Source organism: Pseudomonas sp. S1_E05 (assembly GCF_056337105.1).
This window is the reverse complement of record NZ_JBFRHM010000001.1, coordinates 1,382,548-1,394,820: the sequence shown is the minus strand read 5'-3', so window position 1 is coordinate 1,394,820 and position 12,273 is coordinate 1,382,548. Positions and strand designations below refer to the sequence as shown.

The 12,273-nt window shown below is 54.4% G+C and carries 10 protein-coding genes and 3 pseudogenes; 7 read left to right on the top strand and 6 right to left on the bottom strand.

Annotated elements, in window-relative coordinates:
* Positions 1-2: 2 nt before the first annotated feature.
* The 7 genes and pseudogenes from AB4N33_RS06525 to AB4N33_RS06495 form a co-directional block, all read left to right on the top strand.
* Positions 3-266 (top strand): annotated as a pseudogene (locus tag AB4N33_RS06525) (sunset domain-containing protein); the annotation flags it as partial.
* Between the two features lie 34 nt (positions 267-300).
* Positions 301-687: a hypothetical protein gene (locus AB4N33_RS06520; protein WP_460124639.1), complete on the top strand. Its 387-nt coding sequence runs from the start codon at positions 301-303 to the stop codon at positions 685-687.
* Between the two features lie 451 nt (positions 688-1,138).
* Positions 1,139-1,462, top strand: a complete 324-nt coding sequence (locus tag AB4N33_RS06515) for a hypothetical protein (protein WP_460124636.1) — start codon at positions 1,139-1,141, stop codon at positions 1,460-1,462.
* A gap of 404 nt (positions 1,463-1,866) precedes the next feature.
* Positions 1,867-3,402: an OmpA family protein gene (locus AB4N33_RS06510; RefSeq protein WP_460124633.1), complete on the top strand. Its 1,536-nt coding sequence runs from the start codon at positions 1,867-1,869 to the stop codon at positions 3,400-3,402.
* A gap of 21 nt (positions 3,403-3,423) precedes the next feature.
* Positions 3,424-5,010, top strand: coding sequence for a hypothetical protein (locus AB4N33_RS06505; protein WP_460141667.1), 1,587 nt, complete (start codon positions 3,424-3,426; stop codon positions 5,008-5,010).
* Positions 5,007-5,840, top strand: a complete 834-nt coding sequence (locus AB4N33_RS06500) for a hypothetical protein (protein WP_460124629.1) — start codon at positions 5,007-5,009, stop codon at positions 5,838-5,840. Before AB4N33_RS06505 ends, AB4N33_RS06500 begins: the two co-directional genes overlap by 4 nt.
* A 737-nt stretch (positions 5,841-6,577) precedes the next feature.
* Complete coding sequence (locus AB4N33_RS06495; RefSeq protein WP_460124626.1) at positions 6,578-7,912, top strand: PBS lyase; 1,335 nt, start codon at positions 6,578-6,580, stop codon at positions 7,910-7,912.
* A 103-nt stretch (positions 7,913-8,015) separates the two neighbouring features.
* Here the strand turns inward: AB4N33_RS06495 and AB4N33_RS06490 are convergent, their stop codons facing one another.
* From AB4N33_RS06490 to AB4N33_RS06465, 6 genes and pseudogenes are all read right to left on the bottom strand, one after another.
* A complete protein-coding gene (locus tag AB4N33_RS06490; RefSeq protein ID WP_460124623.1) occupies positions 8,016-8,882 on the bottom strand; it encodes a PoNe immunity protein domain-containing protein in 867 nt (288 codons plus the stop codon).
* A 169-nt stretch (positions 8,883-9,051) separates the two neighbouring features.
* A pseudogene (locus AB4N33_RS06485) lies at positions 9,052-9,207 on the bottom strand (DNA/RNA non-specific endonuclease); the annotation flags it as partial.
* Positions 9,208-9,589: 382 nt separating this feature from the next.
* Positions 9,590-9,805, bottom strand: coding sequence for a hypothetical protein (locus AB4N33_RS06480; RefSeq protein WP_460124620.1), 216 nt, complete (start codon positions 9,803-9,805; stop codon positions 9,590-9,592).
* Between the two features lie 716 nt (positions 9,806-10,521).
* Positions 10,522-11,322: pseudogene (locus tag AB4N33_RS06475) on the bottom strand (transposase); the annotation flags it as partial.
* A gap of 69 nt (positions 11,323-11,391) precedes the next feature.
* The gene (locus AB4N33_RS06470) at positions 11,392-11,832 is read right to left on the bottom strand and encodes a DUF6990 domain-containing protein (protein ID WP_460126688.1); all 441 of its coding nucleotides are present in this window, start codon (positions 11,830-11,832) and stop codon (positions 11,392-11,394) included.
* A gap of 157 nt (positions 11,833-11,989) precedes the next feature.
* On the bottom strand, positions 11,990-12,259 hold the full coding sequence (locus AB4N33_RS06465) for a hypothetical protein (RefSeq protein WP_460124617.1): 270 nt from the start codon (positions 12,257-12,259) through the stop codon (positions 11,990-11,992).
* Positions 12,260-12,273 lie beyond the last annotated feature (14 nt).

Genomic DNA, 12,273 nt, shown 5'->3' with positions numbered 1-12,273 from the left:
TTAGACCACTACAGGCAGGCTACAAGACGGTTGGAGATGGGGTCGTCGCCTTGGCACCTGCTCAACACAACCGCCCTACCTCAACGCCCACCCAAATCTCGACAGTCAGCGCAGGTTCAATCGTTGGCAACCGTAACAGCCATGTTTATCACCTGGCTGAAGGCTGCCCGGGTTATTCGCAGGTGGCGCTGAAAAATCAAATTGCATTCGGTTCCGAGTCCGAAGCGCAAGCAGCGGGATATCGCAAAGCGGGTAACTGCAGATAGAAAGGTGAGGACGACCTCGACTAGGTAGACAGCCATGATCGGCGTTTTACCAAAGAGCGAAATCAATGAGCTGTTGGCGATGGCGCAAGCAGACGGTCTGACGCTGACCGACCTTGCCCGCATTTGCCAAGCGTTCAACATTGCACCCAAACAAGTCCTGAACGAGCTATCTGTTGCGGTTGCAGGAGGCTATTTAGATGGCTCGCTAGCCTACGAATTCTGTGACGATGTCATGAACGGGATCATCAATGCCGTAGTTGAAGTGAGCATGACTGAGGACATCCCTCAGCCCGCCTTTTTGCTTTATCAAGCTTTCGATCAAGGTGAATGGCTGCGCAGTGACGACCCACTTGGTACTGACACCGGTGAGAATTACACGAAGCCCTTGGTCGTGAAAATCATGCAAACCCTCAAAGGCTAGCTCACAGATCGACTGATCACTTTATCCCGTTTGGGCGTCTGCAATTGGCCGAAAGGCGCTGTTCCATGCAAACACTTCAGAGCCGATCCGGTAAGACTTCAAGGCTCACATGGGACGCCACGCGGGGCAGCGGCGGACATCACAAAAAAGCAGATCTACGTCAGATTTGTTGAGCCAAAACGCGAGGATCATCCGGTTTCCAGAGCGAGCATTACGATCGTCTACCATTCGAAAACGTCGTGGCGGTGTCTCTCGTTGACTGGCAAAGCTATCACTATGAAAACGCGCCAGGCGCTTGCGAACTGCTAGAGAGCGACCCCTTCTCTACTGAGACTATCAGCCTCAGCGGCGCAACCGATATCGACGCTCTGGGGCCAGCGACTCTGATTGCTCAGCCTCAGGCTCAGAGATACCCTTTCTTCTGCTTACAGATAGGCGCGGCCAACAAATCATGTCTAATTTCTATTCCATTCAAATCACGCCAGAAAGACCATTACCGGCCTTCTATTGCATTGCTGAACATCTATGGGGAACCGGATGTGATGTAGACTCTGACGGTGACTGCGCAGGTTCAGATGATCGCAAATGGACGGAACTGACATTGTCGCTTCGAGGCACATCAGGAGAACGTATCGACATTGACCCGCTCTCGCTCATGCCTCTTACCCTCATAATCCGTTCATCGCACGTCATCCTCTGCCAAAGAGCGGCCGACTACATCGTATCTGTTTCCGGCGGCACTATCGGCGCAGCTGTTAACGTCAAGAAGGTATGAGTGCGGGGAAACGAGGCTTAAAGATTTCCGGCAGGTGAAGAACCTATAAGTGAGCCCCCTTAGTGTTTTTACACACTCTGGGCCAGAAGCAGTCGTTCACAGAAGGCAGCTTTCGGCTCAGCGCTGCCGGTTGCCACTGACAGGCAATGGCCGACAGCTAGCGGTCATGGACGGTAGGAACCGCCCCTTTGCAACCGCCGGGCAAAGAGCAAGCATTTCCAAATAGTTGCCCTATTGTCTCAAGGGCAACTCACGCGGATATACGCCCCGCTACCAGTCGGTCAGAAATAAAACCTGTCGTCGGCTGGTTCCTGATGGCGATATGGGACATTTCTCTGTAAATTCCACGCGCAGGCAGGTGTCAATTTGCCATCGTCGAAAAAATAGACCGGCAAGGAGCCGTCATGCAGAAAACGTTTCGCCTAACCGCACTCAGCTGCGCATTCCTTACGGTAGCCGGATGCAGCGGTCAGCAAGTGCAGGGTTTTAAAGACTCCGTAAATACCATTGGCAAAGACTACGGCATGCCTGTGCTCTGCGGAGTTGGGATTATTGCTGGCGGCGCAGCCGGATACGCTCTGAAAGGTAAGGATGGGGCACTTGTTGGCGCTGCAGCTGGCGGCGCAATTGGCTGCGCCTTGGGCTATGTCTGGCAGTCCCGTCTTCAAGAGCTGGACCGCATCGCTAAAGAAGAAAACCTTAAAATCACTACCGAGCAGCTGACTGTCGCTTCCAGCGCTGTAGTTACCGCCGTGCCGAAAGAGGCTGGCCTAGTCACCCAGATCGAAGACAGCGGCATGTTTGCCACAGACTCTGACCAGCTCACCGAAAACGGCAAGCGTGCAGTCAGCAAGCTGGCGCAGATGTACTCCAGGCCCAGCACTACCGACCAGAAAGCCGCCGCCAAACAGCTTCAAGAGCGTCGCCTGCTCGTGGTTGGCCACAGCGATGCTACCGGTAACGCTGAGCACAACCAAAAGCTGTCCGAGCGTCGTGCTAGAACTGTGGGCAATGTGCTGATGCAAGCCGGCATCCCCGCCACCGTGATCTACTACCAGGGTGCTGGATCCTCTCGCCCAATCGCCGACAACAGCGATCCGTTTGTGCGTGGCCAGAACCGCCGCGTAGAAATCGTCGAACTGGCCAACGAGCAAGCGCTGGTCATGCGTGCCCAGGCTGAGGCCGGCAACACCAAGTACCTGCAATACGGCACATCCCCGACCGTCAAGCCAAGTACAGCCGTCACCCAGACCGTTAAGTCTTCTGGCTCCGCAAACGCTCCGGTGGCCACTCAGAAGCCTGCATCTGGGACTGCAGTCGCTAGCACCAGCAATGCCCAGAAGCTGGTTACCAAGGCTAAGCCTGCTGTCGATTTCGCCGGCAAGCCGGCGGATGCATATAACTGGTCCATGGCCCATAACATCGAGCCCAAGAGAAGTGGCTTTGCGCTGATCAGCTCCGCACACGCCAAAGAAATGCCAATCGCAAGCTGCGAAGCTGACATGCCTCGTAATGCCGGTGATGTCCTGAGCATGGCTGATGACAAGCCTCTGCAGCGTCATGCGACGAAGGACTACCTCCCGGGGTACAACAACCGCGTGTGGGCCAACACTGTAAACGGTCATCTGGTCACGGTGTCGCCTGTTTCGATCCTGCGCGAAAACGCGCAAGTTGATCGCCAGCCGATTTTGCAGGTCGTCAAAGACTACGACCAAAACAGCAAGAACAAAGCGCAAACGATCAAGGCCGTGGCCAACACCTACGAAGGCGAGAGCCAAGTGCTGTACCGCGTATTCGCCAACGATGCCAAGGCATCGGTTTCCTGCATGGATCTCGTGTTCAGCAAGGGTAACGCCAAGGTTACCGAGGGCGCCCTGTTCTATGCCGCCGGTTCAGATGCCTACGTGGCGCCGTACCTGCCAATTCCTGCCACCAAATAAAGCAAGTCACGGAAGGCCTAAATGGAAGACTTATCTCTAGCTGCACTCAAATCACTGATCCTTGCCAACCAATTGCTGACCACCGGCATCATCTCGCTGCTCGTGAGTGCCGTGGTCATCTGGAAGTACTGGGAACAGGTTTCCTACTTCCTGATCCGCGTATGGCATAGCTTCCCCCTGATCGGTACTGTCGCTCGCCTGTCGCGCAAGCCGTCCTCGGTCGATAGCGATGGCTGGATCAACCACGAAGTTACTCTGGCTGGCGTGTACTACCGCGAGCACAAAAAGTACATGAAGGGCCCGGAGGCCTACAACGCCTCCCTCGACTACCTCGCCAAGGCCGGTGAAGCCGGCCGCTCTCCCCGCCCGGCATGGGTTCTGTTCCTGGTAGTTGGGCTGGTCCTGATCGAGGCGATGGGTTTTGCCTACGTGCTCGCAGGATGGATGAACATGGATGCCTCTACCAATGACCGTCACCTGCTGACAGCTGGTACCGCAATCCTGCTGGCAGTGGCATCGGCGATTTTTGCTGAGGCCGCCGGCCATACCGTGCATCACAACACCTTGATTGCCCGTGCACGCCACTGGTGGCAGGGCGAAGAGCCGAGCAAGCGCTCCCGCTCCCTGAAGGCCAACAAGGCAATCAACCTGGAAGATTCGTTCTCCGATAGCAACAGCCCTGACTATGAGCAACTGCTGGCTCGCGTGAAGGACGTTAACTCCAACGTGTCCCGCAAGTTCCTTTGGCTGATCATCTGCGGTGTCTTCGTCGCCTGCATGGCCATTGGAGCCTTCGTAGTTCGCTCCGCCACTCTGGATAGCATCGAGACCGAGATGGTCAACAGCATGCGTACGGAGGCCTCCGCTCAGAGCGGCAGCAACGTTGGCTCGCCGTTTGACCTGCCGGCAGAGTCCCAGGCCATCAACGATGAAACTCAGGACGCCACTATCGATGACAAGATGACGGCCATCCGCCAGGCCAGCCTGACCACTTACGTCATGCTGTCCCTAATCTACATCGCCATCCAAGGCATCAGTATCTGGCTGGCCAGCAAGTACCACTTCGCCGGTACCCATTCCCACACCGCATGGCGCCTGACTCATGAGTACGCCACTGCCGAGGAAATGATGGACGCCATGGATCAGCATCGTACTGCCATCGCCAGCCATGCAGACGATAAGCTGCGCCGACTCCAGACGGCACTATCCAGTCGCGACCATACTAACTCTGGCGTGCTCGGTGCCCTGGAAGGCGAGAATTCGGCCCACCGAAATTTCTTGGCCTACGTTGAGTACAAGGCTGGCAAGGTATCCCAGAAAGCTGCTGCACAGCCTGCACCTGTAACTCCGGTGGCTCAGGTAGCTCAGGTTGAAGCCACGGCCTCTTCGGCTGTAGCAGCTACCGCCCCAGCACCTACTGCTGAGCCGGGCACCGCTATCAAGGCCTCTGACTTCCATGATGTCACCGGCCTACCCGAGGAAAGCCTTGCTGCTGCCAGCCGTGCTCTGAATGTCAACGAAGCTCAGCTACGTGATATTCGAGAGCAGCAGCAGGCTCTGAAGGCCCTGGGTCTGTTCCCGGCCAACAAAGAGGTAACACTGTCGTGAGAGCTGCCAAGGCTTTGATCCTGGCGCTGGCGCTGCCTTGTGCAGCGTTGGCAGCCGAACGGAATGACCTGCAGAGCTGCTACGACCGGAACGGCCTCACCGAGATCAAGCCGGCTGGTACCGGGCGCGAGCTGGTGGTCATTATCGACCAGACCATCCCTATGCCCGAGGATTTGCAGCGCAGCAGTTGGGGACAGGTTGACCGGTTCGTTCAGGCTGGTGACCGCGTGAAGCTATACACCTTTTCGGCATTCTTGCCAGGCGAGTATCTGCGCCTGACTTATTCCGCTGAGTTGGACATGCCGCTCGAAGGCGAAATCCGTGACGACGTGAACATGCGCAAGCTGCGTGGCCTGGATCAGTGCATGACAACACAGAAGAAGGCGTTCCAAGCTGGCTTCGGCAAGCAGTTCGTCAACGGCCTGCGTCAAGCACGGGAGGATATCCCGAAGAGCGAAATCATGAATTCCCTGCGTAAAGTGGGCGAGGACATGCAGCGCGAACAGGATGTAAATGATCGCGTGGTTTACCTGATCTCGGACATGCTTGAGCACTCAGACTACACAAGCTTCTACGCCTCCAACCAGATCAAGCAGCTCAACGTGAGCAACGAGCTCAAGCTCGCGCAAAGCAAAGGGCTTTTCGCTGATCTGCAGGGCGCTCGTGTCTACGTTTCGGGTGCCGGCCTTGTCACCGATTCGGTGAAGCACGCCTACCGCTCGGGCAAGACCATGGACGCGCTCAATCAATTCTGGTCTCAGTACCTGAGTGCCTCGAACGCGACTCTGGCTGGATTCGGGACACCGAGTTTAAGCACTGATCTTCGCTGAGATTGATGGCTGAAAATGTGCTTTTACCAGCATTTCAATACTGCTAAAAGCGCAAATTCGACAAGAAGTGCAACACAACTGAAAAGGATAACTTATGGGCGTCTGTGACAGGCAAGTCCTGGTCGAAAGACGTCAACGCAAATAACAGTGACGGCTAAACTGATCAACTCGGATTCACTCAATCAGCTTGGAAGCATGACGATCAAATGGATTTCATTCTGGACATACTAGCGCACCGCATCGGTGTTTATGTGCTGAGCTTGTTAAGCGGAGGTCGCTTCAAGGGCGTAAGCGGTTTTGCTTGGGGCTGCGCAGTGGCAGTAGGCGGATTGATTATGTTGGGGTCAATCGCCGCTCTGATCACCGCACTCATTTATAGCAACCAGCATGTTACGGGGGCCTCGTAGAGGACTAGAGATAAGGCCATGACCTTGAGTTGAAAAGTCAGCCTCGTTGTAGGCTTGACCGGACGCAACCAATCGCATCGAGAAAATCCGCTGCTCGAAAAAACGGCCTACCCGACTCCTCGTGTGTGTGCTGCGCACGACGTTCAAAGCTATCCATAGCGTGAACTTCATCGACTGGGTACCTTCCAGCCTTTACGATACTTCGCCAAGAGCCGAGCCAATGCCTCGGTCTCCCCTGGCGCTTGTTTGAAGAAATCTCTGATACGACAAGCATGCCCGTCATTGATCGAGCCTAAATGGCGTCGACCATAAGCGCAAAAAGGACTGAGCGTGAACACCACCAACGACTGGCTGAACAAACTGAAGCACAAATTAGCGCCCTCTTCCTCGTGGGCGGATCAACGACGCTACGAGGCGCTGCAGTTGCTGGCGAACATTGAAGGTGACTGCAATTGGGCAGCAATGACTGCCCACCAAAATGGCTTCATTCGGGAAGTCGCTGTCAGGGAACTGTGCAGCCACCCCTCCCCTGAAGCATTGGTCGCTTTGATTGAAAGGCTTAATGACTGGGTGCCACAGATTCGCGATCTCGCGGGGGCGGGGTTGAAACAGTACCTTTCTGCGACGCATGCTCAGGCATTACTGTCAGCGCTGGTGCCCTTGATGGCGCTGGCCTCACGCAGCAGGGCTGACCACGGCCCAACACTGCTGGCTGTGCGAGCAGTACTGCAATCGCCCGGCATCCGCCAGGCTGTCCATGAAGACTTCCTCACACGTCAAGGCAAAGCCGCCCGCTACCTGTTTGCACTGTTGCTCCAGGGCAACACCGACCCTCAACTGCTAGTACGCAGCGCCCTTGCCCATAGAGAGTTGACCGTAAGACTGTTAGCCGTGTCCGCCTGCAAGGAACTGCCGGCTGAGCAAGCTCGCACGTTGCTCCATGAAGCCTTACCCCGACCAGGGGCCAAAGTCCGAGTGTGCATACTGCGGGCGCTGCTGCCATTACTCGATGACCCCAAGCCCGTATTGCGCGAGTCATTGATCGACATCTCTGCCTCGATACGTGCGTTCGCGCGCTGGGCGGCCCCCAAGAACGGACTCGATGCACATGATGTTCTCGCTGCGCAATTGAACCAGGCGCTGCCCACAGCGAAGCGGGGCTGGCTGGGCACTCTTGGCTTGACTGCGGAGCTGAATGCTGTCCTCCCAAGTTCGTGGCATAAGGCTGCTCTGCGCTCTGTTTACCCCACCGTGCGACTGGCTGCCGTGCACCTTCTTCGGGAAGACCAACTGCGGGAGATGTTCAACGCACTTGATGATCCGTGCGACCAAGTGTTTTTTGCCGCGATCGCTCGATTGAACGAACAGCCTTGCAACTCGATAAAGTCAGAACTGAATACCCAATTGAGTCGTGACTGGCCCAGCCTGCCAGTGGCACGTGGACAAGCGGTCCTGCGGCTGCTCCCGGGATGGCAGCAACTGGCATACCTGCTCAATCGCTTGGACACAGAACAAACATTGCAGGCTTTCTGGCGCCGCCAAGTGAACATGTGGCGTGACCGGCAGTATCTGATGATCGACCCCGTTACGCCAAAAGCCGAACGTGAAGCCTTGGCGAAGAGGCTCCAGAAGCTGGAGCCGCTACTTGGTCAGTGGTCTATGTGAATGAAGCTCGGGACCGACCGCGGTTCCTTTCTTCAATAACCCGACATCGCAGTGCTCTACGCAATCGCGCTGAAGTCTGATGTGATCAATCCTGATCAACTGATTACTTGTCTCGGCCCGCTCCAAAGAATCGAAACCAGCTGCGCGATTGCTTGGCCGGTGCATGTGTACGGTGCGTGGTGGGCCCCTCAGGACGCAATAGATCACCTGGATAATGTGGATGCCCCAAACACTGACTGTCATCCAATGAAAAAGCCTGAACGACGGCCACAGCTTCAATGCACCAACGCCCAAAATAGCTGCCCGCCTCCAGCGGGTGCTTTTCAGGATCACCGTAGTGATACCACCACGGTTGTTGCTTGCCCCGGCGGTTAAGCTCCGGGTACCAAGCGTCGACGAACATCTGCAGCTTGCCACCCGCAAGGTCTTTCGGCGCATCAATAGCTTCGAGCAGCCGGGCGTATGGTTTTGGATGCAATAGAGCACTCCCTATGACACGGGTGGGCTCACGGCTGGCAATAACCCTGTCCAGCAATACGTCGGCACCCTCTTCACCAATCAGGGCCACCAGTCGACGCCATTGCTCGTCAGGAACACGCAAGACCAGCGCCAGTCCCACCAACCAGAAACACCAGATGTAGTGATCGAGATCGGCAAGATCGAACGTCCAGTCGCGGCAGGTTTTCAGATTGCTTTCAGCGCACACGCTTTCCGCCAAACGATTAGATAGCTCCCAGGTATCCACCAACTGCGCAAATGATTGGCCTAGCTCAGCAACCGGATCGCCCTGGGAATAGCGGCGCAAGGTCAAACGTAAAATGTCTTTTGATAGATCAAAAGAAAATTGCGGGTCATAGACCGGATTCTTTGAGGGCTCAGACAAGAGCCTCTGCGCTTTCTCTATCCAGCTTAGATCTTTCGCGACCCGCTCGCGCCAGTAGACAGGCCCTGCCACTGAGTCTCGAGTCATAGTTGTGCTCCTGCAGATAATGAAGCCTGTGCATTTAGGTCCCCCTTACAATTTGGAGCTTCATTCAAGTAATCAGGAGGCAAATCACGAGGCCTAGTATTGTGCACCCAGGTCATGCACTCGCATACATAGAATGTGTGGCCCACATTGACAGTCAGGTTGTAGGTCACCAGTACCCACTGGGTATCGTATGAACCTTATTCGTCCCAGGTAACGACCCCATATCCCGCTCATAGAGTGGCCCTGTGGCCACATACACCGCATCAACACCCTCAACCTTACTCAGACTCCGCTCCTGATCCTCCAACCGCGCCCAGGCGCCTTCACATTGTTGATATGGCGACTTCAAACTTGAATCAGGCAAAGAGCACTGATCATTCACGCGTACACGCAGGTGTTGGAAAACATTGCCTATCGTACCGAAAATGCTTGCGCCACGGCGTGCACTGGCAGACGTTTCCTAGCTGCTGGTCGTACCGTTGCTCGATGGTTGCACTCTAATGGATGTACTTGGTCGGCGGCTGCGGGGTGAATGAACCAGGCGACCTTTGGGGCACCCGTTTTATGGCGTGAGCAATAGATAAATCCCTTTTACACCGCAGGGACACTCGTCACGAGGCTGATAGTTTTTACATCTCCGACGTCAAAAATGTGACAGACTTATTCTGTCGCCAACTCTCACGCAAAATGACCTACCCACCTACAGCCTAATCTTCAAACTCCACCCACTCATACCGATCACCGTCTTTTATTTCTTCGCTAGCTCCAGGCACGTATTGACCATACTCAATGACAGAAGCGCTAGAGAGGCTTGGCTCGCCTCGTACACGGTTAATAAACCGAAAATACATTTCTCGAATTCCTTCGGGAAGTTCCGGCTCCAGACCACCCATCATAAGCCATACATTGTATGGTTCATCCATGCAGGGGAAGTCCAAAATTTCAACCAACATATTATTAATAAACGGCATTAGTTTTTTTGATACGAGTATCGAATCTCCTCCGCAGGGTCTGCAACCATAATATAATTCATCAATGCTTCACCTTCCCTCCGAAGCGCCTTGCGATCAATTTCAGTCAACCGCCCATCCTTATTTCTTCTAACCAGCTTTCTCACATCACCCTCCTTTTAATAAACACTAATCTCCCAACAAATTCAGCCGATGTAAACAGTGATCGATTTGGAACGATTACTTCCAACACAGCTCCACTGCGTCACGCCTTTTACAGAGTTTTTTCGTAACCGCAATTGTACTTTGAAAACCGTAGCTGTATCCCTCAGTGTGATTTGATAAATATCAAACGAACTGGCACTCACTGTACTAGGAGGCAATCCGAATAGCGCACCCAATTGAGAGGAGTTTTTCATTTAGGCATTTAGGGCTGATACGGTTGTCCAATAACGAGTCGTCGCGGACTGAGATGTTCCGATTGGTACAATTTTAACTAGCTTATCACTCGATATTGATTGTTTGCGCTGGTGGAACGTTAGCCCCTGACTCTAGAAATCCATTGGCGTACCGTTGCGCCTGTTCAAGAGGCATAGCGCTGGCTTGCAATCCTGCCCAGCCGGACACCCAACTGCACAGTGATCAATCACTACAGGCGCCGCTACCAGGGAATCAGGTTGATCTACCGGAATGTCGAACAACTCTTCGACTCGATCAATCATGGTTTTGGTGCTCTCGACCTCGGCCGTTCGATGAGCCGGTGTGGGTTCTACATCCATGATCACGCCATGCTCGACATCAATCAGGTAGTTCGTGGAATAGGCGAAAAACGCTGAGCCACCCGGGGCGGCCGTCCAACGGGCTAAAGGATCAGTCAGCGATAAGCGCTTGGGAAGAGCTTCAGCGAGCGCCTCCTCATCGAGTGCTTCGAGGTATTCACGGACAGCACGAGTGCTCAGAGACGGGTCGCGCAGTTGATCTCTTCATCGTTAGACGCTCCACGTTGCCAACTCGCGTCCGCCTTGATGATGCTGGCGTCCACGGCAAAGCCTTCGCCCTTGACCAGACCCGCGTCCATGCAGCGATGCAGCGATGCAGCGATGCAGCACTTCATCAAAAAACCAGCGAAACAGATCGCTGTCCCGGAAACGGCCGTGTCGATTCTTGGAAAACGTAGAGTGATTAGGCACTTCATCCTCAAGGCTCAACCGGCAGAACCAGCGATACGCCAAGTTCAAATGAGCCTCTTCACACAAGCGCCGTTCGGAGCGAATGCCATAGCAACAGCCCACGACTAGCATGCGGATCATCAGTTCAAGATCAATCGAAGGACGCCCAATAGGGCTATAGAAATCGGCGAGGTAGTGGCGCAGGTCGCTCAGATCGAGGCACCGATCAATGCTGCGCAGAAGATGGTTTTTTGGGATGTGGTCTTCAAGGTTGAACGAGTAAAACAGCTGATCCTGCCCACTCGATAACTGCCCCATCATGCTGCGTACTCTCCCGCTGGCCGATGGAGTGATTTTGCCGCAGATCAGTCCATGGAGCTACTCAGGGAATCAGTTAACCTTGGGAGCGGTTCCCCGCGCAATCAGCAGCGAGCGCTCAATCATTTCAACGGTGATGTATGGGACGAACCCCAGCCTTTCGCCCTTTTTAAAGCTTTTTTTGTAATCCTCTAACTGATCGACATCTTGCGCAATTGCTAGTGCAGCTAGATGCCTGAGTGGCATTGCTCCTTTGGCGTCTGTAGGTAAAGACCTGTAGAGCGCCAGACTCGCATCTATATCTTGATTCTGAGCCCAAGATAGCGCCCTGTCAGATAGCTCGACTACATCGTCAGCGCCAATGGTCTCTAACTTCTGGGGCGTTTCGTTGCTTACGATGACAGGTGAAAAATATTTTCCCTCCCCAATGATGAACGCGACAGCATCCGAAAACGCTGTCGAGGAGATGGAGGGCGTGAACGAAACTCTAAAATGATCCGAGCGCTTCCCTATAGTCGGTCGGATGATACTGGTTTCTTAGGCTCTCAAGCGGGCGCTTTCTAGCCAACCTGCTTTAGCTGGTCGCGCGCTATAGATCTGCAGGAGACCTACTTTTTCAACAGAATCGGCCAAAAGCAGCCATCTGGGTTAAACGCTATCCGGAATACACTTAGGCTTCGACGTTAAACCTGCTCAAAAACGCGGCACCATCCGTGACACCAAGAATCTGATCGATCGCAGCGATTTTCATGATTGTGTGACCAAGATGGAAATCAGCGTTGCTGTACGCAGCCTCAGCCTCATTGTGGAGTGCATACGCCATGTGAGCCGCGATACGGACGCTCATTGGGGCATCTACTTCGCTGCCCAGGTAATCAGCAAGCAATGTCTTGATCTCAAGTAGCCCAAGCGCGAGTAGCCTAGTCTGGTCAGACTGCATAAACGAGCTCTCAG

Excerpts from the sequence above, each read along its gene's own strand:
- AB4N33_RS06520 (WP_460124639.1), top strand. The coding sequence starts at position 301 with ATGATCGGCGTTTTACCAAAGAGCGAAATCAATGAGCTGTTGGCGATG.
- AB4N33_RS06515 (WP_460124636.1), top strand. The coding sequence starts at position 1,139 with ATGTCTAATTTCTATTCCATTCAAATCACGCCAGAAAGACCATTACCG.
- AB4N33_RS06510 (WP_460124633.1), top strand. The coding sequence starts at position 1,867 with ATGCAGAAAACGTTTCGCCTAACCGCACTCAGCTGCGCATTCCTTACG.
- AB4N33_RS06505 (WP_460141667.1), top strand. The coding sequence starts at position 3,424 with ATGGAAGACTTATCTCTAGCTGCACTCAAATCACTGATCCTTGCCAAC.
- AB4N33_RS06490 (WP_460124623.1), bottom strand. The coding sequence starts at position 8,882 with ATGACTCGAGACTCAGTGGCAGGGCCTGTCTACTGGCGCGAGCGGGTC.
- AB4N33_RS06480 (WP_460124620.1), bottom strand. The coding sequence starts at position 9,805 with ATGGATGAACCATACAATGTATGGCTTATGATGGGTGGTCTGGAGCCG.
- AB4N33_RS06465 (WP_460124617.1), bottom strand. The coding sequence starts at position 12,259 with ATGCAGTCTGACCAGACTAGGCTACTCGCGCTTGGGCTACTTGAGATC.